Origin of the sequence: Chryseobacterium sp. Leaf405 (genome assembly GCF_001425355.1) — a bacterium.
GTDB lineage: Bacteria > Bacteroidota > Bacteroidia > Flavobacteriales > Weeksellaceae > Chryseobacterium.
In genome coordinates this window covers 499,487-523,360 of the sequence record NZ_LMQN01000015.1, presented here as the reverse complement: position 1 = coordinate 523,360, position 23,874 = coordinate 499,487, and the positions used below count along the sequence as shown (strand labels likewise).

At 33.7% G+C, this 23,874-nt stretch carries 24 protein-coding genes and 1 pseudogene; 8 read left to right on the top strand and 17 right to left on the bottom strand.

All coding sequences use genetic code 11. The features are described from left to right. Positions 1–14: 14 nt before the first annotated feature. On the bottom strand, positions 15–806 hold the full coding sequence (locus ASG22_RS12255; RefSeq protein ID WP_055984802.1) for a GLPGLI family protein: 792 nt from the start codon (positions 804–806) through the stop codon (positions 15–17). Between the two features lie 145 nt (positions 807–951). Here ASG22_RS12255 and ASG22_RS12250 point away from each other — a divergent pair, with 145 nt between their 5' ends. Then, positions 952–2,811, top strand: a complete 1,860-nt coding sequence (locus ASG22_RS12250; RefSeq protein WP_055984799.1) for a CocE/NonD family hydrolase — start codon at positions 952–954, stop codon at positions 2,809–2,811. A gap of 97 nt (positions 2,812–2,908) precedes the next feature. Here the strand turns inward: ASG22_RS12250 and ASG22_RS12245 are convergent, their stop codons facing one another. Together ASG22_RS12245 and ASG22_RS12240 are read right to left on the bottom strand one after the other, a co-directional pair. Further along, positions 2,909–3,520: an alpha-ketoglutarate-dependent dioxygenase AlkB family protein gene (locus ASG22_RS12245; protein ID WP_055984797.1), complete on the bottom strand. Its 612-nt coding sequence runs from the start codon at positions 3,518–3,520 to the stop codon at positions 2,909–2,911. Positions 3,521–3,558: 38 nt separating this feature from the next. Further along, entirely contained in the window at positions 3,559–4,407 is an 849-nt protein-coding gene (locus ASG22_RS12240) for a bifunctional helix-turn-helix domain-containing protein/methylated-DNA--[protein]-cysteine S-methyltransferase (RefSeq protein WP_055984793.1), read from the bottom strand. A 232-nt stretch (positions 4,408–4,639) separates the two neighbouring features. Between ASG22_RS12240 and ASG22_RS12235 the strand changes: the two genes are divergently transcribed. Beyond that, positions 4,640–5,299, top strand: a complete 660-nt coding sequence (locus ASG22_RS12235) for an HAD family hydrolase (protein WP_055984790.1) — start codon at positions 4,640–4,642, stop codon at positions 5,297–5,299. 64 nt (positions 5,300–5,363) lie between these two features. Here ASG22_RS12235 and ASG22_RS12230 read toward each other — a convergent pair whose 3' ends face one another. The 4 genes from ASG22_RS12230 to ASG22_RS12215 all read right to left on the bottom strand — a co-directional run bounded on the left by ASG22_RS12230 (position 5,364) and on the right by ASG22_RS12215 (position 8,972). After that, the gene (locus tag ASG22_RS12230; protein WP_055984788.1) at positions 5,364–6,758 is read right to left on the bottom strand and encodes an arginine decarboxylase; all 1,395 of its coding nucleotides are present in this window, start codon (positions 6,756–6,758) and stop codon (positions 5,364–5,366) included. A gap of 110 nt (positions 6,759–6,868) precedes the next feature. Beyond that, on the bottom strand, positions 6,869–7,744 hold the full coding sequence (locus ASG22_RS12225; RefSeq protein ID WP_055984784.1) for a tyrosine-protein phosphatase: 876 nt from the start codon (positions 7,742–7,744) through the stop codon (positions 6,869–6,871). Positions 7,745–7,774: 30 nt separating this feature from the next. Further along, complete coding sequence (locus tag ASG22_RS12220; RefSeq protein WP_238586912.1) at positions 7,775–8,440, bottom strand: thiamine diphosphokinase; 666 nt, start codon at positions 8,438–8,440, stop codon at positions 7,775–7,777. Beyond that, entirely contained in the window at positions 8,400–8,972 is a 573-nt protein-coding gene (locus tag ASG22_RS12215) for a cob(I)yrinic acid a,c-diamide adenosyltransferase (protein WP_055984781.1), read from the bottom strand. Before ASG22_RS12215 ends, ASG22_RS12220 begins: the two co-directional genes overlap by 41 nt. A 474-nt stretch (positions 8,973–9,446) precedes the next feature. Here ASG22_RS12215 and ASG22_RS12210 point away from each other — a divergent pair, with 474 nt between their 5' ends. Beyond that, positions 9,447–9,938 carry a DinB family protein gene (locus tag ASG22_RS12210; protein WP_055984777.1) on the top strand — a complete coding sequence of 164 codons (492 nt, stop codon included), beginning with the start codon at positions 9,447–9,449 and terminating at the stop codon, positions 9,936–9,938. Positions 9,939–10,051: 113 nt separating this feature from the next. On the opposite strand, the gene ASG22_RS12205 is transcribed toward ASG22_RS12210, so the two are convergent. From ASG22_RS12205 to lptB, 5 genes and pseudogenes are all read right to left on the bottom strand, one after another. After that, positions 10,052–11,149: a linear amide C-N hydrolase gene (locus ASG22_RS12205; RefSeq protein ID WP_055984774.1), complete on the bottom strand. Its 1,098-nt coding sequence runs from the start codon at positions 11,147–11,149 to the stop codon at positions 10,052–10,054. Positions 11,150–11,177: 28 nt separating this feature from the next. Then, positions 11,178–12,128: a helix-turn-helix transcriptional regulator gene (locus ASG22_RS12200; protein ID WP_055984771.1), complete on the bottom strand. Its 951-nt coding sequence runs from the start codon at positions 12,126–12,128 to the stop codon at positions 11,178–11,180. 80 nt (positions 12,129–12,208) lie between these two features. Next, positions 12,209–13,936 carry an ABC transporter ATP-binding protein gene (locus ASG22_RS12195; protein WP_055986813.1) on the bottom strand — a complete coding sequence of 576 codons (1,728 nt, stop codon included), beginning with the start codon at positions 13,934–13,936 and terminating at the stop codon, positions 12,209–12,211. A gap of 165 nt (positions 13,937–14,101) precedes the next feature. Further along, complete coding sequence (locus ASG22_RS12190; RefSeq protein WP_055984769.1) at positions 14,102–14,359, bottom strand: hypothetical protein; 258 nt, start codon at positions 14,357–14,359, stop codon at positions 14,102–14,104. A 341-nt stretch (positions 14,360–14,700) separates the two neighbouring features. Continuing rightward, a pseudogene (gene lptB / locus ASG22_RS12185) lies at positions 14,701–15,426 on the bottom strand (LPS export ABC transporter ATP-binding protein); the annotation flags it as partial. Positions 15,427–15,711: 285 nt separating this feature from the next. Between lptB and ASG22_RS12180 the strand changes: the two are divergent. Next, positions 15,712–16,440 (top strand): hypothetical protein, encoded by a 729-nt coding sequence (locus ASG22_RS12180; protein ID WP_055984766.1) that lies wholly within the window; start codon positions 15,712–15,714, stop codon positions 16,438–16,440. Positions 16,441–16,522: 82 nt separating this feature from the next. After that, positions 16,523–16,705 (top strand): bacteriocin, encoded by a 183-nt coding sequence (locus ASG22_RS12175; RefSeq protein WP_055984762.1) that lies wholly within the window; start codon positions 16,523–16,525, stop codon positions 16,703–16,705. A 57-nt stretch (positions 16,706–16,762) separates the two neighbouring features. Here ASG22_RS12175 and hemB read toward each other — a convergent pair whose 3' ends face one another. Beyond that, a complete protein-coding gene (gene hemB, locus ASG22_RS12170; protein WP_055984759.1) occupies positions 16,763–17,752 on the bottom strand; it encodes a porphobilinogen synthase in 990 nt (329 codons plus the stop codon). A gap of 120 nt (positions 17,753–17,872) precedes the next feature. Between hemB and ASG22_RS12165 the strand changes: the two genes are divergently transcribed. The 3 genes from ASG22_RS12165 (at position 17,873) to ASG22_RS12155 (ending at position 20,549) form a co-directional block, all read left to right on the top strand. Next, positions 17,873–18,223 carry a T9SS type A sorting domain-containing protein gene (locus ASG22_RS12165; protein WP_055986810.1) on the top strand — a complete coding sequence of 117 codons (351 nt, stop codon included), beginning with the start codon at positions 17,873–17,875 and terminating at the stop codon, positions 18,221–18,223. Positions 18,224–18,327: 104 nt separating this feature from the next. Then, on the top strand, positions 18,328–19,239 hold the full coding sequence (locus ASG22_RS12160; protein WP_055984756.1) for an ABC transporter ATP-binding protein: 912 nt from the start codon (positions 18,328–18,330) through the stop codon (positions 19,237–19,239). A 2-nt stretch (positions 19,240–19,241) separates the two neighbouring features. After that, complete coding sequence (locus ASG22_RS12155; protein ID WP_055984753.1) at positions 19,242–20,549, top strand: ABC transporter permease; 1,308 nt, start codon at positions 19,242–19,244, stop codon at positions 20,547–20,549. A gap of 85 nt (positions 20,550–20,634) precedes the next feature. On the opposite strand, the gene ASG22_RS12150 is transcribed toward ASG22_RS12155, so the two are convergent. From ASG22_RS12150 to efp, 4 genes are all read right to left on the bottom strand, one after another. Continuing rightward, positions 20,635–21,321: a porin family protein gene (locus ASG22_RS12150; RefSeq protein WP_055984751.1), complete on the bottom strand. Its 687-nt coding sequence runs from the start codon at positions 21,319–21,321 to the stop codon at positions 20,635–20,637. Positions 21,322–21,336: 15 nt separating this feature from the next. Further along, a complete protein-coding gene (gene sucD / locus ASG22_RS12145; protein WP_055984748.1) occupies positions 21,337–22,209 on the bottom strand; it encodes a succinate--CoA ligase subunit alpha in 873 nt (290 codons plus the stop codon). Positions 22,210–22,300: 91 nt separating this feature from the next. Further along, positions 22,301–23,203 (bottom strand): LpxD N-terminal domain-containing protein, encoded by a 903-nt coding sequence (locus tag ASG22_RS12140; protein ID WP_055984745.1) that lies wholly within the window; start codon positions 23,201–23,203, stop codon positions 22,301–22,303. A gap of 71 nt (positions 23,204–23,274) precedes the next feature. Beyond that, positions 23,275–23,841 (bottom strand): elongation factor P, encoded by a 567-nt coding sequence (efp, locus tag ASG22_RS12135; protein ID WP_047399744.1) that lies wholly within the window; start codon positions 23,839–23,841, stop codon positions 23,275–23,277. Between the last annotated feature and the right edge of the window lie 33 nt (positions 23,842–23,874).

Below are 23,874 nucleotides of genomic sequence, written 5' to 3'. Positions count from 1 at the left end.
TTTTTTTAATTAATTTACTGTAAAATTTTATACTTATAAAAAGAAAAATTATCCAGTTCAATTGCTGGCGGAAAGGTCATTTTTAAACTTTTTTGAAAGTCGGAAGTCATTTTATTCAAATCCTGAACTTTAACATCTTTATCATCCACATTAAGTTCAATACCGTTTGACAATTGTGTTCTCTGTTTCAAAAATGGGTTTTCAAAGAAATCAGTCATTAGTTTATTATACTTTTCCCAAGTGATATTCTGTGTTTTATCTAAATCAAAATTCAATTTCTTTGTATCTTTTTTAAACTTTTCAATTCCTGTAAGAGTGTAAACAAAAATATTTTCGCTGTCTGTGAGTTCAAAAATAAGCCCGGGCAAATCTCTGAAATTATAAGGTCCTTCCATGATATTAATTTCAGGACAAAACCATGCCGTCCATTTTCTTTCACCAAATGTAACAGTTGCCTTTTGGAGTTTATATTGATTAATCTGTTTAAATTCATTAACCAATTCCCAATTTATTTTATTGGTGGATTGTATTTTGAAAGGTTGCGTTTCGAAAGTGAAAACTATTAAATGATTTTCTTTTGTCTTTGTATGATGAAAAACCAATTGATTTGATTTTGATGCCTTAATCATTCCTTTTAGTAGTTCTTCATCATAAAAAGAAACCAAATCATCCTGAATATCTAAGTTCATACTGAATTTCTTTTCAGTTTTATCAGGATATCTAATTTGTAAAATATAATTGATTCGGGTTTGAGCGTTGGCAATGACTGATAAAAATACGATAAAGAATAAAAATATTTTTCTCATAAGATTTAAATGAATGTGCCAAAATAGCGAAATTTTTCCCAGTTTTGATCATTAAGGTTTCTTTAAACTATTAGTGATTTTAGTTTTATTAGTATCTCAAATATAACAATGATTTTTTCTCTAAATTAGCATCAAATTTTATGTAATGAAGATTCATTTTTCAATGTTGCTTATTTTCCTGTTTGCTTTTGGGAATTCGCAGACTCAGCAGCAACCTGACACTTTTGTAAAAGACAATTTTATTAAAAAAGAAATGTATATTCCGATGCGTGACGGAACGAAACTTTTCACTTCGGTTTATATTCCGAAAGACATTTCCAATAAAAATAAATATCCGTTTTTGATGCAGAGAACCTGCTACAGCATTGCTCCTTACGGCGAAACTGAATATAGAACTAAATTGGGTCCGAACCAATATTTAATGAAGGATAAATATATTTTTGTATTTCAGGATGTTCGCGGAAGGTACATGAGTGAAGGAACTTTTACCAATATGACACCACAGGTTGATCATAAAACCAAGAAAGATGTTGATGAAAGCACAGACACTTACGACACTATCGACTGGTTAATTAAAAATATCAAAGACAACAACGGCAAAGTCGGTCAATACGGAACTTCATATCCGGGATTTTACACGGCTGTTGGGATTTTAGCGCAACATCCTGCTTTGGTCGCATCTTCTCCACAAGCGCCGATCTCAGATTTCTGGAATGACGATTTTCTTCACAATGGAAGATTTATGTTAGCCTATTTCAGAACTTTCCCCGTGTTCGGGGTTCAGAAAACAAAGCCTGAAAATAAAGCATGGTATTCGGATTCTATGATTAAAACCACTTCGGAAGATGGTCTAAAATTCTACAGAGACATGGGAACGTTGAAAGACGGTTATGATAAATATTACAAAAATAATTTCTTCATGACAGAAATTATGAATCACCCAAACTATGATGAATTCTGGCAAAAAAGAAGTCTGTTACCTCATCTTAAGAACGTAAATCATGCGGTAATGACTGTTGGTGGATGGTTTGATGCAGAAGATTTATCTGGACCATTAAATATTTACAAAACAATCGAAAAAACAAGTCCGAAAGCTAAAAATACAATCGTGATGGGACCTTTTTCTCATGGAGCCTGGGCATACGAGCAAGGAAAACATTTCCATAATGAAATTTATTTTGGAGATAGCATCGCGACGTATTATCAGAAAAATATTGAGACGAAATTTTTCAATCATTATTTAAAAGGAAATACAAAGCAGGATGCAGATTTACCCGAAGCATTGATGTATGACACAGGTGCAAAACAATGGAGAGAATTTGCAACATATCCTCCAAAAGAAGGGCAGAAAGTTAATTTCTATTTAGCCAACGAAACATTGAAAAATACTGCTGGACAAGGATTCTCAGAATACTACAGTGATCCCAACAATCCCGTTTTAAGCTCTGATAATTTAAAAGATTTCAACGGATTCACCCCAAGAAATTATATGTCGGAAAACCAAAGATTTGCAGAAGGAAGACCTGATGTTTTGACATTCACAACAGATGTTTTGAAGGATGATATGACTTTTGCGGGAGAAATTATGGCTAAATTAAATATCGCTTCCACTTCCACCGATGCAGATTTTGCAGTCAAATTAATTGACGTTTATCCCGAAGATTTTAAGCCTGTTGAAAAGAAAGACGGCGTGATTTATGGGAATTATCATCAAATGGTAAGAAGTGAAATTATGCCTGCAAGATTTAGAAATTCAAGAGAAAAGGCTGAAGCTTTGGTTCCGAATCAGAAAACGGCTGTGAATTTCAGATTACAGGACGTGGTTCACACTTTTAAAAAGGGACATAAAATCCAGATTCAGATTTCTTCTACATGGTTTCCGTTGTTTGCTATTAATCCACAGAAATTCTTAGATAATCCGAATTTTGCAACGAAGGAAGATTATACAAAAGCGTTTTTGAAGATTTTTGAGGACTCAGCGATTGAGGTTGAGGTTTTAAAGTAAAATAAAAAAGCTGTTCAATTGAACAGCTTTTTTATTTTTTAATTCTGACTCTATTTTGTTATCCCGTAGGAATAAGCGTTCAGATCTTTTAATGAAGTTATTGTTCAATCGTTCTGAAAGTCAAATTTACTCTTGGAGTTTTCACTTTTGTAGTCGGTGGAAGTCTGTGTAGCCAGTGATCTTGTGTTGTTCCTTTCATAACTAATAAACTTCCGTTTTCCAACAATATTTCTACTTTTTCTTTGGTTATTTTATGTTTAAATACAAACTTTCTTTCTGCTCCGAAAGTTAATGAGGCAATTGCTCCGTGCTTTTTCAAATCTTTTTCTGCATCGCTGTGATAAGCCATTCCTTCGCTCCCATCATGATATAAATTGAGCAAACAGGAATTGTAAGTTTCACCTGTTACTTCTTCGCATTTCTGTTTTAATTCTAATAATTCGGGAGTCCAAATTTTTGCATATTTTGTCCGTTTTGAATAGCTATATTCAAATGGTTTCTCACCAAACCAGGCAACTTTTCTTTTGGTAACAATTAATTTTCCGAAAATTATCGCTTCATCATTTTCCCATGGAATCTGATTGATTAAATAATCATAATAAAAATCACACTTTTCTTTGGAGAATACTTTTCCGTAATAGTGAGCGGTTCCGTCATTGGAGAGGAGATTTAAGGGATAATCGGTTATATCTTCGAACAGGTTGAGCATAAGAGTTTTATTTTAATATTTTGAGAAAAAATTCGTGTTCAAAAATCAGAATAAATCTTTGAGCTTTCCCAGCCAATAATCAGCTGTTTTCTGTCACTTCCCCACATATAACCACCAATTTTTCCGGACGACTGAATCACACGGTGACAGGGAATCAAAAAAGCCACAGGATTACTTCCAATCGCAGTGCCGACCGCTCGTGAAGCATTAGGATTTCCGATTTTATCCGCTAAATTTCCGTAGGTTGATAATTTTCCCATGGGGATGGTGAGAAGACTTTCCCATACTTTCAACTGAAAATCAGTACCTTTTAAATGCAACTTAACGGTGCTGAGTTCTGTCCAGTCTTTATTGAAAATCGACAAGGCATTTTTCTGAAATTCATCCTGCTTTTCAAAAAAAGAAGCATTGGGAAATTTAGCATGTAAATCTCCCAATGCTTTATTATTGTCGTTTTCAAAAGCCATCCAGCAGATTCCTTTTTCTGTAGAAGCCGTAATTATTTTCCCAAAAGGACTTTCAGAAAAATTATAATTAATGGTAAGACTTTTTCCACCGTTTTTGTATTCTGCCGGAGACATTCCTTCGATTTTCACAAACAGATCATGCAATCTGCTGGTGCTTGAAAATCCTGTCTCGTAAGCCGTATCAAATAAACTCGCCTTTTCTTGCTTTAATAAATTTTTAGCATGCCCAAGACTGATGAACTGTAAAAATTTCTTCGGACTTGTTCCTGCCCAATCAGAAAACATTTTCTGGAAATGGGCCGGACTCAGATTAATCTTTTCTGCCACTTCATCCAAACTTGGCTGAAGCTTAAAATTGCTCTGGATATATTCTATCGCTTTCGCAATCCTCTCGTAATCTATCTGATCTTGTGTAGACATAACATTAAATTTACCTCACAAATTTCCGAAGAATTATTCACAGAAAAAATCCGAATCCTGCGAAGTTTGAGTCTTGATTAATATGATAATAATTCTTTAAAAAATTATTCAAAGATACAAAATAGTCTTTGAGTTATAAATGATGAGTGTCGAGTTAGTTTTTTTTAATCTTAATTTTGAAATTCTTTAATCTTTAATTTTTAAAAGTTATTTTTGTTTAAAATTTAATTTTATGTCGTTAAAAGCTGTGCTGTTCGATATGGATGGCGTGATTGTGGATACAGAACCATTGCACAGAAAAGCCTATTTTAAAATATTCAATGACCTTGGAATTGATGTGCCCGAAGATTTATACACTTCTTTTACAGGAGCTTCTACCAAAAGAGTTTTTGAAACTTTGATTGCGCAATTCAATTTAAGTCAGACTTATGAAGATTTAGCAACAATAAAAAGAAATTATTTCAAAGATTATTTTTACAACGATGAAAAATTTGATCTAATTCCTGGGGTGAAAGATCTGATTCAACATTATTATGAAAACGGAATTACATTGATTCTCGCTTCTTCCGCAACCATGAATACTATTAACATGGTTTTTGAAAAATTTGAACTGGAAAAATATTTTAACGGAAAAATAAGCGGTGCAGAATTAAAAGAATCAAAACCTCATCCTGAAGTTTTCCTGTTAGCTGCGGAAATGGCTGGCGAACCTGTTGAAAACTGTATGGTGATAGAAGATTCTACCAACGGAATTCTGGCATCACACCGAGCAAATATTTTTTGTGCGGCTTACAGGAGCCCAAATTCTAAAAATCAGGACTATACATTAGCGAATATTGTAGTTTCCGATTATGAAGAACTGGAATTGGATAAGATTTCAAAATATTTTTAAATAACAAAGCTCTCAAAATTTGAGAGCTTTTATTTTGTATTTTTTGTCGTTTAATGACAATTGTTTATTTGTAACCCAAAAGTTTCAACACATCTTCCGGCTCCTGTTTTTCACGGAAAATCTCGTATTGCAATTCTCCATGTTCATCTTTTTGGATCAAAATATGTCTTGGCTGAGGCATCAGACAGTGATGAACGCCACCATAACCACCAATTGTTTCCTGATACGCTCCCGTATGGAAAAATCCGATATATAAGGGTTTTGTATCACTGAAAACAGGCAGATAAATCGCATTGGTATGTTGTTCAGAATTATAATAATCATCTGAATCACAAGTTAATCCGCCTAAGAAAACTCTTTCGTAAGTATCATCCCAACGATTTAACGGAAGCATGATAAAGTGTCTTGAAATTGCCCATGTATCAGGCAAAGTTGTCATGAAAGATGAATCGATCATATTCCACTTTTCTCTGTCGTTCTGACGTTTCTGAGAAATAATTTTATAGATATTTGCACCACTTTCTCCAACGGTGAAACTTCCGAATTCCGTATAAATATTAGGTTCTTCTACCCCTTCTTCCTCACAGAATTTTTTGATTTGAGAAACGATTTCTTCAACCATATACTGATAATCGTAATCAAACTGTAAAGACGTTTTTATTGGAAAACCACCACCGATATTCAGTGAATTTACTTCCGGAGCAATTTTTTTCAGACGTGCGTAAACACGAAGACATTTATATAATTCGTTCCAATAATACGCTGTGTCTTTAATTCCTGTATTAATGAAGAAGTGAAGCATTTTCAGTCTTGCATTCGGGTGTTCAGCAATTTTCTGACTGTAATAAGGAATAATATCTTTATATCCGATTCCTAATCTTGAGGTATAAAATTCGAACTTCGGTTCTTCTTCAGAAGCAATTCTAATTCCGATATCAAAAGTTGTATCAATGCTTTCCGTAAGCTTATCCAGCTCACGGTAATTATCTAAAATCGGCGTAATATTCTCAAAACCACTGTTGATCATATCCGAAATTTTCGCCAGATAATCATCTGTTTTGAAACCATTACAGATCACTTCGATATCTTTTGTTACTTTCCCTTCTTTGTAAAGAGATTTCACAATATCCATGTCATATGCAGAAGAAGTTTCTATAGAAATATCATTTTTGAGTGCTTCTTCAATTACAAACTTGAAATGACTTGATTTTGTACAGTAACAGTACCTATAATTCTTCTTATAATCGGTCTTCTCAAATGCTTCCCTAAACCAACTCTTGGCTTTCTGGATATTTTGAGAAATTTTCGGCAGGTAGCTAATTTTTAGCGGAGTACCAAACTTTTCAACAACATCCATCAACGGAATGTCGTGAAACAACAAATTGTTCTCAGAAACATTGAACTCCTCAGTAGGAAAATACAATGTCTGATCAATAAGTTCCGAGTATTTTATTTTCATTTCTAAACAAGTGAATTAAGAACTGCAAAATTGCTAAAAAAGTTTGGTTTTTGGGTGTTAAATTTATTATAAATTTTCAGTGGTTTAGTTGTAAAATTCAACCCTGATTATCAATACGTAAACTTCATGATATATTCTTGTCTTTTATTTTCAGATATACCCAATACATGTTGAATATAAATATCTATTGAACAATATTTATTATTAATTTCATTAAAGGCAGCATCTAAATAATCAGTTTCAACCCAGCTTAATTTTTCCAGCACTTTAATATCCATTTTCGGATATAGGAAATGTAAATTATTGGCAAGATTCAACCTTTTATCAACTAATTTTTTTCTGTAATTATTGGATAAAAGATAATCGTTGTAAATCGTTTCTTTATCGAATTTTAAAATGGTTAAAATAAGAGCTGTTGTAATCCCTGTACGGTCTTTTCCCGCTGTACAGTGATACAAAATCGGTTGATCTGATTCTAAAATTTCAGTGATTATTTTTTTGATTATTTCAGGATTTTCTGTGACATAATCTTTATAAAAATCAAGCATTCTTTTGTCAGCATCTACTCCATTGACTTTTCCTTTCAATACTAATTTTTTAGCCTGATCCAATTGATCGCCTTTATCTTCAAATGCAGAGTAATTTTTATAAATAATATCTGTCGGAAGATGATCAGGTTTATGTGCAATTTCTTTTGAATTTCTAAGGTCAATAATTTCTTTTATGCCTAAGTTTTTAATTTCACCGAAGGACTTTTTCTTCAGTTTGTATAAATTTCCGCTTCTGTAGAATTTTCCTTCTTTCAGAGTTCTACCATCAACATTTTTAATATTTCCGACTGTTCGGAAATTATTAACTTTTTTAATCTCAATATCTTTTTTGATTTCTGTTTCTCCGTATTCAGGCTTGGAAAAAGGCTGTGTTCTACAAGAAAAAATGCAGAATATTGAGATGATTAGAAAGGATATTTTGATTAACTTTTTCATTTTATTTTTCCACAGATTCGGTTAGTTTAGCTAAAGATAATTCTTTCCAATAAAAATCAGCAGATCACCTTTTTCATATTCAATAGAAACTTCATTTTCTACCGCAAAATTTCTCGTTCCGATTCTTGAAGTAATGCTTAAATTTCCATTTATTAAAGGCCAATTCAAACCTTTTGTCGTAATATTTTCAACAGTTGGGAAAGGGTACAATGAAACCATTTTGTCTTTTACACCCTTTACAGTAAAATTTTTGGGGACAAAATAATATTCAGAAAACTCATCATAAAATATTATGTTTAACTGATCTTTAAATCCAAAAGCTACAGTGAGATTTCCTAAAAAATGATCCTGTTCACCGCCGCTTCCTCCAAAAACATCAACAGTTGCAAAGCCTTTTTGTACAATAATTTCCAACGCTTTATGAAAATCTGTCTTATCCTGATCCGGGGTGTAAATGAATTTATCATCATACACATTTTCATCCGAGCCGGAATGCGAATCGAAATCTCCCGAAATAAAATCTAATTTATCTAAAGGAAAACCCAGATTTTTCAGATAATGAAAAGCACCGTCTGTACAGGCAATCAAATCATAATTTTCAGGATTTGGGAAATATTTTGGAGCATCACCATTAATGAAAAGAAGTACTTTATTTTTATGATCTGTCATTCGGATTCCAGTATTCTTCAGTTTCATTGTTGATTTTTGAGATGTATCTTGCCAAAACAAAAAGATAATCTGAAAGCCTGTTTAAATATTTAATCAATTCCGAGCGTACTTCTTCCGATTCGTTTAAGAAAACCAAAGAACGTTCTGCCCTTCTGCAAATTGTTCTCGCAACGTGTAAAAATGTTGCTGATTTTCCACCTCCGGGAAGAATGAAATATTGAAGTGGTTCTAACAGATCTTCAAAAGCATCCATCCAGTTTTCCAATTCTTCTATTTCTTGATCTGAAATAATTAAAGGTAAACGAGATTTTCCGTTTGCTAACATTAATTTATCAACAGGAGTCGCGGCTTCCGAACCTACTGTAAATAAATCAAACTGAATTTTTTTTAATTGCTTTAAAATCTCTTCATCTTCAATATGACTTTTTGAAATTCCGATGAATGAATTAAGTTCATCTATATTTCCGTAACTGTCGACTCTTGCGCTTGCTTTTGAAACTCTCGTTCCTCCATACAAAGCGGTCTGACCTTTATCGCCTGTTTTTGTGTAAATTTTCATAGTACTAAATTACTTTTTTAAAATTAGGTTGACAAATTTTGATGTTTAAGGCTTTCCATTCTAATTCCGACAACAGCCATAGCCCAGATTGCAGCGGCATCCTTTTGGGGCGCGGGCGGAGCGAAGCGGAGCCCGTAACCCAAAAGATATAGTGGAAAGCTGGAAATAGCTTCTGAAAATAAGTAATGAATAATTGGTAATGCGTAATAGATTTCTCCTTTGTGGAAATGACAATTGACGTGTAAACCGTTTTTCTTATATTTTACTCCAATAAAAAATGATCGATCTTAAAAGACCGACCACTTTCAAATTATTTATTTACCTAACATTGCGGAAGTAAGCCTTTAACGGAGAAATTCGTGAGATTATTTTAAAAATAAAAAATATTTTTTCATTACAATAAATCCTACTGACAAACTGTTGTCATAACTCTGTTTTACCTTTGTATCAACAATAACAAACAACATTACAACTATGACAACTACAGCAACAAACACAAAACAGTTCATCACTTCAGAACAGCTATTAGAGCATTGGCAAGGGCACAGAAATCTGACAAGAAGAGTAATTGAAATGTTCCCTGAAAAAGAATTATTCGAATTTTCAATCGGCGGAATGAGACCTTTTGCAAAACTGGCAGTTGAGCTGATCGGTATCGGAGGTCCCGCTTTAAGAGGAATCGTTAATAAACAAGAAGAAGCGTTTGATGAAGAAGCATTCAACCCGAAAACTAAAGAAGATATTTTGAAAAAATGGGACGAAGAAACGGAAGTTATCAATACCTATTTTGCTCAGATTTCGGAAGCACGTTTTCAGGAAACTTTCAATTTATTCGGTCAGTACGAATTTCCGGTGTATCAGAATATTTTATATTTCGCTGATAATGAAGTTCATCACAGAGGACAAGGATATGTTTATTTAAGAGCCTTAGGAATTGAACCACCTTTTTTTTGGGAGAGATTTTAGTTTCTTTATTGCCAATATGGAGACTAAAATTATTGATTCAAAATAACGAAACAAATTCAATCATTTCCAACCAAAAAAGCTTTCAGGATTTCTGAAAGCTTTTCGTTTATTTTTTAATTGGGAAGAATATTTTTAAAAAACTTAATAATATTTCCTTTAAGTTTTTCGAAGGTTTCCGAAGTCCCGAATTCCTTATTATCATAACCAATAGGAAATCCTTTTTCTACATATTCATTATTTTTATGTAAAGTCAGAACTTCAAAATTTTTATTGACTTCACCTAAATTTTCGGTGTGTATATCTAAATATTTTACAGAAGCATTTTTAGAAAAATCTAATTTTTTGAGATCAATTGTTTTTACTTCTTTTTTAACATCTGAACGAAAAAAAAGATTCATATTTTTCAGATCGATTACGGTTTGCCATTCTCCTGCATGAATTGAATTTAAAATATTCCAGGCATATGCAACAGGTTTTTGATCGTACTGATAATTTTTCAGCATATAATAAGCACGGTTATAACGGTCTTCCCATTTTCCCTGTTGTTCAAAATCGAACTTTTCATTCCCGCCCAAAAAATCAAACTTTTTAGCTGTTTCAAAATCTTTCTTGTACTGATTGTTGCATAAAAGCGGCATCGGCATTTCTTTATCTGTCAATACTTTATACTTCCCATTCAGTAAAGCAATAGTCGCCGTATTTCCTTTAGCATCGCTTAGAAAAAAGTGACTTCCGGCTGCATTCGGCCACCAATCGATGTTGGGACCTTCATTCAAATGATCAATAACTTCTTGTACAGATTTATAATTATCCAGCTGATATTGAATCCACTGCGCCCAAAACATATTGGGCTGTGACGGATTCACCACTTTTGAAGTTTCCTCCAGATAAAGTTCCACCAGAAAAAGACCTTTTTCATTAACTCCATAACACGGAAAATCGTACCCCAATAAATTGAACGTTACCGAACCAAACTTAGAAATCCATTGTTTTGAATACTTTGAATGATCTGTCGTAAGATTTTCCCAACTGATATTTCTCTTCTGAACGTCGCGTTTGTTCACCACAATCATTCCTGGCATTGTTTTCCAATTTTCATTAAAACCAACCACACAGTGATCTTTTCCTTTCAACAAAAATGCTGAACAGGCGAAAACGGAAGCTGAACAAAAGACAGCACTTGCTAAATAACAGCGTAATAAAAATTTCATAATTTTAAATAATAATTAAAAATATTCTCTATACTTTTTCTGAAATCATGGTAACCAATTCTCTCAGACTGACTTTTAATGATTCTGGTTCCAGAATTTCGGCAAAATCGGCAAAAGTTATCAGCCATCGTGGAAATCCTTCTTTGATCCAATCGGTCTCAAAGATTAATTCATACCCGCTTTCTCTTTCAATTTCTTCAACCAAACCGTAATATTTTTTTGAATACACAAGATGTCCTATAATTTCTTTCTTCACCAATAATCTGACTTTTGTTTTATTTCCACTGGGCGTTTGCCGATAATCGTTAATCTGACCATATTCCTGTAAAAACGGATTTTGAGTTTTAAAAATCTGTAAAATTCTATCGACTCTAAATTGTCTGAAATCATTTCGCAACGTACAAAAAGCCATAATGTACCAATAATTAAACTCGAAAAAGACACCAACAACTTCAATCGTTCGCATAGAAACTTTTGAATCGACTGTTGCATATTCTAACGTTAATTGTTTTTTTTCAGCAATACTTTCAAGAATAATAGGAATAATATTTTGGATATTATCTTGCGTTTTAGGATGATAATTGTAAACATCAATTTGCTTTTCGATATTTTCAATTAAATTTTTATCGGAATATTTTAATACAGAACGCACTTTTTCCATCGCCGACTGATAGTGATTTCCCAAACTTTGATGTAAAAATTTCTGCATCAGTTTTTCCGCAGTAATGAAACTTAACACTTCTTCTTTTGTAAACATTACCGGCGGAAGCTTGTAACCATCCATCAATGAATAACCGCTTCCTGCTTCCCCAATAATGGGAATTCCGGCGTTTTCTAATGTTTTTACATCACGGTAAATCGTTCTCACGCTTACATCAAATTTCGTCGCCAAATCCTGCGCTCTTACAATTGGTCTTGATTGCAGTTGAGTAAGAATAGCGGTTACTCGGTCGATTTTTTTAAGATAGTGGTCGTTCATTGATAGCTTCTCAGTTGATGGTATTTTAACGTTTAACAAAAATAATATCTAATATCTAATATCTAATATCTAATATCTAATTAATTATCTTTAAAAGTATTCATCAGTTTATCCAGATTTAAACTTCTTGCCGAAGCATCGAAAATTTCCCGGTAAGTTCCATTAATTTGTACCAATTCGTCGTGAGTTCCACTTTCCACGACTCTACCTTTTTTCATGACATAAATTGTGTCCGAATCTAAAATCTGCGACAGAGAATGAGAAATAATAATGACCGTTCTACCTTCTTTTATAGCATCCAAAGAGTTTTTAATCTGTTCTGTGGCAATCGCATCCAAACTTGCCGTCGGCTCGTCGAGGAAAATAATAGGTGGATTTTTCAAGAACAATCTTGCAATCGCAATTCTCTGTTGCTGACCTCCCGAAAGCTGTGTAGCGTCGTGATTGTATTTTTCCGGTAAATCTAAAATTTGTTCGTGGAGATATGCTTTTTTTGCGGCTTCCTCAATTTCTTCAAAAGTAGCATTCATGTTTCCGTAACGGATATTGTCTTCAATACTTCCCTGGAAAATATGATTTTTCTGAAGAACCAACCCTAAATCATTTCTTAAAAAAGTATTTTCAAAATTATTTAAATCTACATTATCCAATAGAATTTCTCCCGAATTCGGAAGGTAAAATTTACATAAAAGATTAATCACCGTTGATTTTCCCGCACCACTTAAGCCAACTAAAGCGGTAGTTTTTCCGTTTTCAATTTTCATGGAAACATCGTGTAAGGCGTGAGTTCCGTTGGGATAGGCGAAATTGACATTTTTTAATTCAAAATTTCCGTTGATCTCTTTTTCTATGAAATTTCCATTCGGTTCTTTTTCGTTATCGGCATTTAGAATATCGAAATATCCTTCCGCATAAATCATTGCATCATTCATATCATCATAAATTCTGTGTAATTGGCGAATTGGAGCCGAAACATTATTAAAAAGCATGATATGAAGCATGATCGCACCAATTGTCATTTGTTGATCCAACACCAGATAAACGGTTAAAAGTATAATTAAAACCACTCCAAACTGCTCAATAAAAGTCTTTAAACCATCATAAATAAAATTCGTTCTTCGGGTAAACATTTGGCTTTCCATCAACTGCATCTGCAAATCATATTGCTTTTTTCCTTCAAATTTTTCACGGACAAAACTTTTAATTACCATAATGGAATTGATTAAATTCAACAATCCGGAAGTCTTCCGTTCGCGCTGATTTCTTAGTGTACGTCTCACTCCGCCTAACTTTTTCGCTTGCAACGAACTGATATAAAAATAGATAGGGACAATAATTGTAGAAACCATTCCGACATACATATTCTGTATATACATGATAATCAAAGCAATAATTGCATTGGAAAACAACGGCAGCATATCGATGAAAAAGTTTTGAACCAATCTTGTTAAACTTTCAATTCCACGATCTATTCTTATTTGCAGTTTTCCTGATTCGTGGTTTTCATCATTAAAATAAGCGACTCTATAAGTCAAAATTTTGTCAATTGCCGATTGTGCCAATACCGAACTTACATTAATTCTAATTTTTTCGCCATAATATTTCTGTCCGAAATTGATAAAAATATTTAATAATTCCTTTCCCAGTAAAATAACGGAAATTAGCACCAACACATGAATTCCCTGAGACATCGGATCCGGAAGATGTGTTAATTTTGTAACCTCATCTACAGTATATTTCAACACAAGCGGATTCACCTGCGCCGCCAAGGCTCCTAAAAATGTGAGAAATAAAGTTCCGTAAATCATCAATCGATACGGTTTTATAAAAGGAACAAGCTGTTTGTAAATTCCGAATAAAGTGACGGTTCTGTTGAAAGGTTTTGCCATAGAAATGAGTTTAACGAAAAAACGTACCGTTTCCGAGAGAAAAGGTACGTTTTATTCTATTTTTCAGCAAATGAATTGCTTATTTTAAATTTTATCTTTTAAACTTCCATCATCATTAATATATTTAAATTGATGATTATTTTCAATAATTCTTCCTCCCATTTTAAAAAAGGTTCCCCACATTGAGCACCAATCTTCAAAATCGTTTTCTTTTGGAGTATCCCATCGGATTATGGTTGACAAATCAGTTATCTTCAAATCAGTTATTACACCACACTCTCCATCTAAAAAAACTTTAGTGCCTATTTTTAAATCATTTGAAATTTTAGATAAATCATTCAATTCACTTATCCTTCAAAAACATACGTTGTTAAATAATGCAATTCTGATTTACTTGCAGCCTTCGATTCTGCTTCTGCCTGCTCCAGAGAATATAGAGAATTGACTTCCTTTTTTTGAAACACAAAAGCATTGTTCGCATTCTTATCCACAACTTCATTGAAAATATGCTGAATTTCTGAATTTCCTAATGATGCAAAACTGATGTCTTCAAAGCCATACATTAGTCTTAGATCATCAAACTGAGCAAAATTTTCATCCACAAAACTTTGGAATAGCAATTTAGATTCGAAATTTCCTGCCCAGATATTATAGGCATAACTTTTCTTTTTCGGTTTGTCGAAAATACTTTGATAAACGAAGTTTTCACCCAAATAAGCTTCTCTTACCTGCGGATCATTCGCCAATTCTTCAGGAAGACCTTCTTTCAAAATCCTTCCCTCAAACATAATATAGGTTTTATTGGTAATCGCCAACGTCTGCTGAACGTTGTGATCGGTAATCAGAATTCCGATGTTTTTATCGGTAAGACTTCTTACAATTTTCTGAATATCTTCCACGGCAATCGGGTCAACCCCTGCAAAAGGCTCATCCAAAAGAATAAAATTCGGACTTGTTGCCAAACATCTTGCAATCTCTGTTCTACGTCTTTCACCACCCGATAAAAGGTCTCCTCGGTTTTTGCGAACGTGCTGCAGTGAGAATTCCTCAATCAGTTCGTCACATTTCATTTGCTGTTCACGTTTTGAAAGCTTTGTCAACTGCAAAACTCCCATAATATTGTCTTCCACGGAAAGTTTACGGAAAACAGATGCTTCCTGAGCCAGATATCCTATACCTTTTTGAGCTCTTCGGTACATCGCATCGGTGGTGATTTCATGTTTATCAAGAAAAATTTTACCTGAAGTCGGCTTTACCAACCCAACAATCATATAAAACGAAGTGGTTTTCCCCGCCCCGTTCGGACCGAGCAAACCAACAATTTCTCCCTGCTGAACCTGTACAGAAACGCCTTTTACAACTTTTTTAGGACCGTATTCTTTGATTAAGTTTTCTCCTCGTAAAATCATAACGGCAAAGATAAAGTTTTTTTGAATTCAAATTTTAGATAAAAAAATAGAGGGTAAAGTTTTATGAAATTTTAATATCCTGTTTTGCAATGCCAGATCCTTCGACTTTGCTCAGGATGATAATTCTAATACTAACCGTTTATTTTAGAAATATAAATAATAATTTACCACTTTCATCCTGAACAAAATCAATAGTAAATATATTTAATCAAAATAATTTAATTCAATATTCCGAGAACTCTATTTATTTCCATAATTTTAAACTTTAATCAACACCAAATTAATATGGCAACAAATCAACAATTAACCGAGCTTTTAGCGTTGGATCTGGGACTGAATATTATCAATAGAAGACCTTATGCCAAGGAAGTTTTCAAATGGCAGGATATGGATCTTCTTCCGCATTCTTCTACCGATACTTTATTGTGTGAAATCTATGAATGGAACGGGAGAAACTGGCGCACGACTAATAATAATCTGATTGGATACCTATTTCCGGGAGATCAGTTGAGCACTATTAAAAATCAATTGATTAATGTGCCAAAATTTCCGGCATTAATTCCTGATTTTGAATTTAACAAAGACAGTATGATTGAGTTTGGACTTTCTTTACCTTCCCTTTTCAATATTGGTTTAAACGGAGATACAAAAAATGCTAAAGATTTTTCGATTAAAGTAAATGGAGTGACAAAATCCAGAGTTACCAATATTGATTCTCCCGGAATCGAGATTTTAAGAAACTATTCTGAATTTACCCAAAACGAATCTAAATCGTATAGAAAAAATATTAAGTTTAATTTTTTGAGTACCTCTTTATTCTACGCAGAAAGTGTGGAAATTTACCTTGAAAAAGAATCAGGAGTTAATCTGGATGTAAGTTTTCAGACACAAGATGTAGAAGTTGAAGCTAAAGTAAATACTGAAACAAAGAAACATTTTGTTTTAAAATATACCGGAAATCAAGCTCCTTTTGCCGCAAAATTTACGAAAGGAAAAGATTTTAATATTATGTAATACTGAATATTTTTTTAAATATTTCAAAATTAAGTGATAAAATTTCATTACTTTAGATTTACCAATCAAATAAATTTTTGTCATGAAAAAGTTAACAAAAAAGGATTTAATGAAAATTAACGGTGGAAATATCCGTCCACCTGATGCAAATGGAAATTGTCAGCCGGGATGGTATTTATGTCCGTCCAATATTTGTGTTTATGACAAAGGTGGAGAAAACCCAATTGTGCCGGGATCACCTCATTACAACGCATGTTTTGGTTAAATCTAAAAATAAAAAACACCTCAAATTGAGGTGTTTTTTATTGAATATTTTTGAAATTTATCTGTTTAGAATCATTGCTGCTTCTTTAGCAAAATAGGTAAAAATCAAATCAGCTCCTGCTCTTTTGATGCAAGTCAGACTTTCAATAATCGTTTTGTCGTTGTCTATCCAACCGTTTTGTGCAGCCGCTTTTACCATTGCATATTCTCCACTTACATTATACACTGCAATCGGAAGATCGATGGCTTCACGAACTTTAGATACAATATCTAAATACGGAAGTCCCGGTTTGATCATGATGATATCTGCTCCTTCATCAACATCTTTAAAAACTTCGTTCAAAGCTTCTCTTGAATTATGGAAATCCATCTGATACGTTTTTTTATCTTTAGGAATCTCTACATGTTCTTTCGGGGCACTGTCTAAAGCACTTCTAAAAGGTCCATAGAAAGAACTTGCATATTTCGCAGCATAACTTAAAATACCAACATCTGTAAACCCAGTTTCTTCTAATGCTTCACGAATTACCTGAACTCTTCCATCCATCATATCGCTTGGTGCCACAATATCCGCTCCGGCTTCTGCAAGAGAAACCGACATTCTTGCCAATGCGTCATTCGTTGCATCATTTACGATTTTACCGTTTTCAATAATTCCGTCGTGACCGTAGATTGAATAAGGATCTAAAGCAACATCCGGCATAATCACCATTTCAGGGACAGCATCTTTGATCGCTCGGATGGCATTTTGCATCAATCCGTCTTTATTCCATGCTTCTTTTCCTGTATTATCTTTCAAGTGCTCAGAGACTTTCATGTACAGATTGACAGATTTTACACCCAAGGAAAATAATTCTTTACACTCCTTCACTGTTAAATCTATGCTTCTTCTGAAAATTCCGGGCATTGATGCGATCGGTTCTTCTTTGTTTTCGCCCTCCATTACGAATACAGGCATCACAAAATCATTCGTTGTAAGAGTACATTCTCTCACCAAACTTCTCATTGATTCACTTACTCTTAGCCTTCTGTTTCTTGAATGTATCATTTTTTGGAATACTTTTTGAATAATTTATTGCAAATTTAATACAACTTCTATAAAAAACTATTGCAGATGAATATAGAATTTATTATTTTTGTTAGTAATAATTATGCAAACCAGACGTTAATGAAAAAACTTTTACTTTTATTTATCTTTTTAGGCACATTTGTTGGATTTTCCAGCAATATGAAAGCGCAAATCAAAGAGCCAAATTCATTTTCTCAGAAAGCTGATGATGGTGTGCTGGTAGCCTACCCAAATCCTGCTAAGGATTTTTTGGTTATGAAAGCAAAAGACTCTAACTTAAAGATTAAAAATGTAATTTTTTATTCTATATTAGGTACACAAGTTGCAAATTATTCAGTCAATATGAATTCTGGAGAGATTAACATTGAAAAGTTAAAACCCGGAAAATATTTGATTCGCTATATTTTGAGCGATAATACAATGAAAGTTACGCAGATCGTAAAACAATAAATTCAAATCCTGATAATCATCAGGATTTTTTCTTTTAGATTAATTCTGTTTCAATATTTCCGTAACTTTCGGGATATTTTTATACTAATAGTAAAAACAAATTAATGCTAAAAGCAGAACATATCAGAAAGACTTACAATGCCGGCAAAAAGGTAGCTTTGGATGATTTCAGCATCCATGTTCCCAAAGCCAGTGTTTATGGTCTTTTAGGTCCGAACGGAGCCGGAAAAACTTCTTTCATTCGTATCATCAATCAAATTACACAGGCAGATTCCGGAGAAATTCAGATCAACGGGCAAAAACTTAATCCCAATCATATCAAAGACATCGGTTACATGCCTGAAGAAAGAGGTTTGTATAAAAATATGACTGTTGGCGATCAGCTTCTTTATTTCGGAGAACTGAAAGGAATGAGCAAAAATGATGCTTTAAACGAAGCAAAAAAATGGTTTGATAAACTTCACATCGATCAATGGTGGAAAAAGAAATTATCCGAGCTTTCTAAAGGGATGGCACAGAAAATTCAGTTTGTAGTAACTGTTTTACACAGACCGCATCTTTTGATCCTTGATGAACCGTTTTCAGGTTTTGACCCTGTGAATGCAAATCTTATAAAAGATCAAATTATTGATCTTAAAAATAACGGAACGACCATCATTCTTTCAACGCACAGAATGGAAAGTGTGGAAGAAATGTGTGATTATGTTGCCTTAATAGATCAATCTAAAAAGATTATTGACGGTAGAGTTTTTGATGTAAGAGAAAAATTCAAGAAAAATATTTTTGGAATTACACTTTCTGAAGTAGATAATTCTCAGCTTGAAACTTTCAGTAAAAAGTATGAAATTTTCAATATGAACAATGAAAATAGTCTTATTTCTTTTGACTTAAAAAATGAAGCAGATCAAAATAACATTCTGTTGGATTTGGTAAACGTTGGAAAAGTAAGATCATTTGACGAGAGAATTCCGAGTATGAATGAAGTATTTATTAATGCAGTAAGCAACAACTCTTAATTATGAATAATATTTATTTAATTACAAAAAGGGAATTTCTTACGCAGGTTAAGAAAAAATCATTCATTATATTAACGCTTTTAGCCCCAATCATGCTGATTGCTTTTGGCTCTGTTATTGGTTTAATGTTTAAAGCTAATGAATCTCACAGCATTATTGAAGTGGTGGATAAAAGTGGTTTGTTTAAAAATCAATTAAAATCTGACGATCAGTTGAATTATGTTTTTGTTTCCGCAGCAGATGAGCAATCGAAAATCAATAATTTAAAAAATAATGAATCGTTAGATGGAATTTTAGTTTTGCCGGAATTAAAAAATCAGAATTTTGATGATTTACAGAACAATTCAAGGCTTGTCATTAATACTAAAATTGGGCTTAAAACAAAGCAGAAAATTGTTTCTGATATTAATGACGTGATTAAGAAACAAAAGATGAAACAGCTTGGTATCGCAGAAACTCAGCTGGATAATCTTGATAAAAATTTCACTTTAAAAACCATCAATGTTACCGAAAATAATAAAGAAGATTCTGATCTTGCTTTCGGTGTGAAGAGTGTTTTAAGTATGCTTTTAATGTACGTTACCTTCATGTTTATCATCATTTATGGGGTAAGAGTGATGAGAAGTGTTCTGGAAGAAAAAAACAACCGTGTTGTCGAAATTATCATTTCTTCTGTGAAACCTTTTGAGCTGATGATGGGGAAAATTTTAGGTGTGACGATGGTTGCACTGACACAATTTTTGGTATGGATCACCATGTCTGTTATTGGCGCTGTTGTCTTGAATACAGGATTTACATCACTTCCGAAAAATATCCCAGGAAATGAAGAAACAATGAGTAAGTTTGATATCATGCAAATCGGAACTCAGGTTTCTCATAGTTTATTAGAACTCAATTTCCCTTTAATCATCTTTGTGTTTATCATATTTTTCCTCTTAGGATATATGTTTTACAGTTCGATTTATGCAGCAATTGGTTCTGCAGTAGATAACGAAACCGAAACACAACAATTTACCTTATTTGCGATTTTACCATTGATGTTGGGAATGTACGGAAGTTTTACTTTAATGAATAATCCTGACGGACCGCTTGGTTTTTGGTTATCTATTATTCCTTTCACCTCACCAGTTGCGATGATTGCAAGAATTCCTTACGGCGTTCCAGCGTGGCAGATTGTTTTGTCTATTTCATTGCTTTTGGGAACAACTATTTTTATGATTTTCTTAGCCGGAAAAATTTACAGAGTAGGAATTTTAATGTATGGAAATAAAGCAACTTTGAAGGAAATCTGGAAATGGATCAGAGGTTAATATTTGATTAAAAGTCTCTATTAAATATAAAAAAATCCCGAAACTGAGTTTCGGGATTTTCTATGTCCTGAAATGAAATAAATTCTTATTCAAAGATATAGCTTAATTTCACACTAAGAACCTGTTCAGACTTACTTTTTTCTGTATCAGCCGATTTGGTAAATGATTCAATAAGTTTTGGATACGTATTTGAAAGACCAAAATCATAGCCTAAAGTAATTTCTAACTGTCTTTTGTAGCTGTAACCTATACCTAATCCTATTCCAAAGTTAAAACTGTTTGCTTTTCCACTGATTTCAGTTCCTGTAGAAGGATCCTTAATTGGTGTGTCCGGATCATAATACGGTCTGCTACCAGACACGTTTTTTGCATTCTGGCTAATAAGAAAATTAAATCTAGGACCTACCATTCCGAAGAATTCTGACTCAGCTTCTGAGAAATATCCTTTGAAATTAATAGGAACACTGATGTAATCATTGGCATACACAGCATCGTAGCCGTCCATACCTTTTGCATCCTTATCTTTTCCTGTTTCACCAGCGCCGTAATATACGACCTCGGGCTGTAGGAAAAACATATTTTCCTTACCGATTGGAATTAAAGCCAATACCCCACCCTGAAATGTCATTCTGGGACCTGAAGGGTTATGGGCATTTTTCACTCGGGAATAGTTACCTCCCGCTGTGATACCGAATCTTGTGCTACTGAAATCGATCTGGGCGAAAGACATCGTAGAAAGTACCAAAGCAGAGGTTAATAAAATTTTTTTCATATTGTTTGTTTTTAATTATGCTAAAACTTTAGCTACAGTTGCGCCAATGTCAGCAGGGGAATCTACCACATTGATGCCGTTTTCTCTCATGATTTCCATCTTAGCCTGTGCTGTATCTTCATCACCTCCTACAATTGCACCGGCGTGTCCCATTGTTCTTCCTTTAGGAGCAGTCTGTCCTGCGATGAAACCAACAACAGGTTTTGTAGAACCGCTAGCTTTGTACCATCTTGCCGCTTCAGCCTCAAGACCACCACCGATTTCTCCGATCATTACAACCGCTTCAGTTTCCGGGTCATTGATGAATAATTCAAGAGCTTCTCTTGTAGTAGTTCCAATAATTGGATCTCCACCGATACCGATAGCTGTAGAAATACCGAAACCGGCTCTTACAACCTGGTCAGCAGCTTCATAAGTAAGAGTTCCAGATTTTGAAACAATACCTACTTTACCTTTTTTGAAAACGAAACCTGGCATAATACCAATTTTAGCTTCATCAGAAGTAATGATTCCAGGGCAGTTTGGTCCGATCAATCTACATTCTCTATCAGCGATGTAAGATTTTACTTTCACCATATCTGCTACAGGAATACCTTCAGTGATACATACGATAACTTTGATACCCGCTTCAGCAGCTTCCATAATAGCGTCAGCAGCAAATGCAGGTGGTACGAAAATGATACTTACGTTAGCTCCCGCCTTTTCAACAGCATCAGCAACAGTATTGAATACAGGCTTTCCTAAGTGCTCGCTACCTCCTTTTCCCGGAGTAACACCACCTACTACGTTTGTTCCGTATTCGATCATCTGACTTGCGTGGAAAGTACCTTCGTTCCCTGTAAATCCTTGTACAATTACTTTAGAATCTTTGTTTACTAAAATTGACATTTTATTATAATTTTAATTTATTTATTATTTTTATTAATGCTCACAAATTTACTTAAATTTCTTTGATTTAAGATCAATCTAAACAATTTGTTTATTTGAGATTTCTCAGTTTAACCTCTTTTTTAAGATAAGTTTTAAAATCTTCTGCGAACATCCCGATATACGTGCCTTTTTCAAGATCTCTGTTGACTCCGGTTTTACCTAAAATCACAGATCCACTTGCTATTTTGTTTCCGGAAGCGATACCAACCTGCCCCCACAATGTCACTTCATCACCAATCACGCAACATCCTGCAATTCCCACTTGTGAAGCGATTAAGCATTTTTTTCCGATCACCGTATCGTGCCCGATCTGAATTTGATTATCCAAAACAGAACCTTCACCAATCACTGTAGAATCTGTAACTCCACGATCAATCGTACAGCCGTTTCCAATTTCAACATTATTTTCAATAACAACATTTCCCACGGAGATTAAACGGTCGAAATTTCCATTTAGTTTTCTGTAATAGAATGCATCTCCACCCAACACCGTATTAGATTGAATAACAACATTATCACCAATAATAGTTCTGTCCCCAATTACGACATTTGGAAAAATAAGGGTATTTTTTCCTATAATCACATTATTTCCTATCACGGCAGAATGATGAACATGAGTTCCTTCCCCAATTTCTACATCGTGAAGTTCCTCTGTGAAATTATATATTCTCGTAAAATGAGTATTAATCTTATTGAAATCTCTGAAAGGATCATCAGAAACCAAAAGCGCTTTTCCTTCCGGGCAGTCTACTTCTTTGTCAATTAAAATAATAGTTGCAGCAGAATTTAAAGCTTTATCGTAATATTTCGGATGATTTACAAAAACGATATCTCCCGGTTTTACCATGTGAATTTCGTTGGTTCCCAATACTTGAAAGTCTTCAGGACCAATAAACTGTGACCCGATAATATCTGCAATCGTTTTCAGTTTTTGCGGAGAATGAAATCTCATAATTGATTGTATTATAAAACAAAAATTCGGAATGCAAACGCAAACCGAATTGATGTAAATTTTATTTAAAATTATTCTTTTACTCTTTCCAAGTAAGAACCGTCTTCAGTGCTTACTTTAATTTTGTCCCCTGCCTCAATGAACAAAGGAACCATTACTCTTGCTCCGGTTTCAACGATGGCATTTTTAAGAGCGTTGGTAGCAGTATTTCCTTTTACACCCGGATCAGCTTCTACAACTTCTAAATAAACCGATTGAGGAAGTTCAGCAGAAAGTGGAGTTTCATCAGCTTCTTTTAAAATGATCGTAACTTCTTCACCCGCTTTCATTAGGTTTGAGTTCTCAATCATTTCTTTATTCAAATATAACTGAGAGAAATCGTCATTATTCATGAAGTGAAAACCATTCTCATCATCATAAAGATACTGGAATTTTCTTGTGATTACCTTCACTTCGTCGATCTTGTGACCTGCAGAGAAAGTATTATCAAGAACTTTACCGTTGGTTACCGATTTTAATTTTGTTCTTACGAAAGCAGGTCCTTTGCCTGGCTTTACGTGCATAAATTCAACTACTTTGAAAATATCATTGCTAAACTCGATGCAAAGACCTTTTCTTATATCGTTACTTGTTGCCATTACTATGTATTATCTTTTGTTTTTTATAATTTT

What these genes read in the sequence shown, in the direction of transcription:
- ASG22_RS12255 (WP_055984802.1), bottom strand. Translation starts at nt 806, where the DNA reads ATGAGAAAAATATTTTTATTCTTTATCGTATTTTTATCAGTCATTGCC.
- ASG22_RS12250 (WP_055984799.1), top strand. Translation starts at nt 952, where the DNA reads ATGAAGATTCATTTTTCAATGTTGCTTATTTTCCTGTTTGCTTTTGGG.
- ASG22_RS12245 (WP_055984797.1), bottom strand. Translation starts at nt 3,520, where the DNA reads ATGCTCAACCTGTTCGAAGATATAACCGATTATCCCTTAAATCTCCTC.
- ASG22_RS12240 (WP_055984793.1), bottom strand. Translation starts at nt 4,407, where the DNA reads ATGTCTACACAAGATCAGATAGATTACGAGAGGATTGCGAAAGCGATA.
- ASG22_RS12235 (WP_055984790.1), top strand. Translation starts at nt 4,640, where the DNA reads ATGTCGTTAAAAGCTGTGCTGTTCGATATGGATGGCGTGATTGTGGAT.
- ASG22_RS12230 (WP_055984788.1), bottom strand. Translation starts at nt 6,758, where the DNA reads ATGAAAATAAAATACTCGGAACTTATTGATCAGACATTGTATTTTCCT.
- ASG22_RS12225 (WP_055984784.1), bottom strand. Translation starts at nt 7,744, where the DNA reads ATGAAAAAGTTAATCAAAATATCCTTTCTAATCATCTCAATATTCTGC.
- ASG22_RS12220 (WP_238586912.1), bottom strand. Translation starts at nt 8,440, where the DNA reads ATGAAACTGAAGAATACTGGAATCCGAATGACAGATCATAAAAATAAA.
- ASG22_RS12215 (WP_055984781.1), bottom strand. Translation starts at nt 8,972, where the DNA reads ATGAAAATTTACACAAAAACAGGCGATAAAGGTCAGACCGCTTTGTAT.
- ASG22_RS12210 (WP_055984777.1), top strand. Translation starts at nt 9,447, where the DNA reads ATGACAACTACAGCAACAAACACAAAACAGTTCATCACTTCAGAACAG.
- ASG22_RS12205 (WP_055984774.1), bottom strand. Translation starts at nt 11,149, where the DNA reads ATGAAATTTTTATTACGCTGTTATTTAGCAAGTGCTGTCTTTTGTTCA.
- ASG22_RS12200 (WP_055984771.1), bottom strand. Translation starts at nt 12,128, where the DNA reads ATGAACGACCACTATCTTAAAAAAATCGACCGAGTAACCGCTATTCTT.
- ASG22_RS12195 (WP_055986813.1), bottom strand. Translation starts at nt 13,936, where the DNA reads ATGATTTACGGAACTTTATTTCTCACATTTTTAGGAGCCTTGGCGGCG.
- ASG22_RS12180 (WP_055984766.1), top strand. Translation starts at nt 15,712, where the DNA reads ATGGCAACAAATCAACAATTAACCGAGCTTTTAGCGTTGGATCTGGGA.
- ASG22_RS12175 (WP_055984762.1), top strand. Translation starts at nt 16,523, where the DNA reads ATGAAAAAGTTAACAAAAAAGGATTTAATGAAAATTAACGGTGGAAAT.
- hemB (WP_055984759.1), bottom strand. Translation starts at nt 17,752, where the DNA reads ATGATACATTCAAGAAACAGAAGGCTAAGAGTAAGTGAATCAATGAGA.
- ASG22_RS12165 (WP_055986810.1), top strand. Translation starts at nt 17,873, where the DNA reads ATGAAAAAACTTTTACTTTTATTTATCTTTTTAGGCACATTTGTTGGA.
- ASG22_RS12160 (WP_055984756.1), top strand. Translation starts at nt 18,328, where the DNA reads ATGCTAAAAGCAGAACATATCAGAAAGACTTACAATGCCGGCAAAAAG.
- ASG22_RS12155 (WP_055984753.1), top strand. Translation starts at nt 19,242, where the DNA reads ATGAATAATATTTATTTAATTACAAAAAGGGAATTTCTTACGCAGGTT.
- ASG22_RS12150 (WP_055984751.1), bottom strand. Translation starts at nt 21,321, where the DNA reads ATGAAAAAAATTTTATTAACCTCTGCTTTGGTACTTTCTACGATGTCT.
- sucD (WP_055984748.1), bottom strand. Translation starts at nt 22,209, where the DNA reads ATGTCAATTTTAGTAAACAAAGATTCTAAAGTAATTGTACAAGGATTT.
- ASG22_RS12140 (WP_055984745.1), bottom strand. Translation starts at nt 23,203, where the DNA reads ATGAGATTTCATTCTCCGCAAAAACTGAAAACGATTGCAGATATTATC.
- efp (WP_047399744.1), bottom strand. Translation starts at nt 23,841, where the DNA reads ATGGCAACAAGTAACGATATAAGAAAAGGTCTTTGCATCGAGTTTAGC.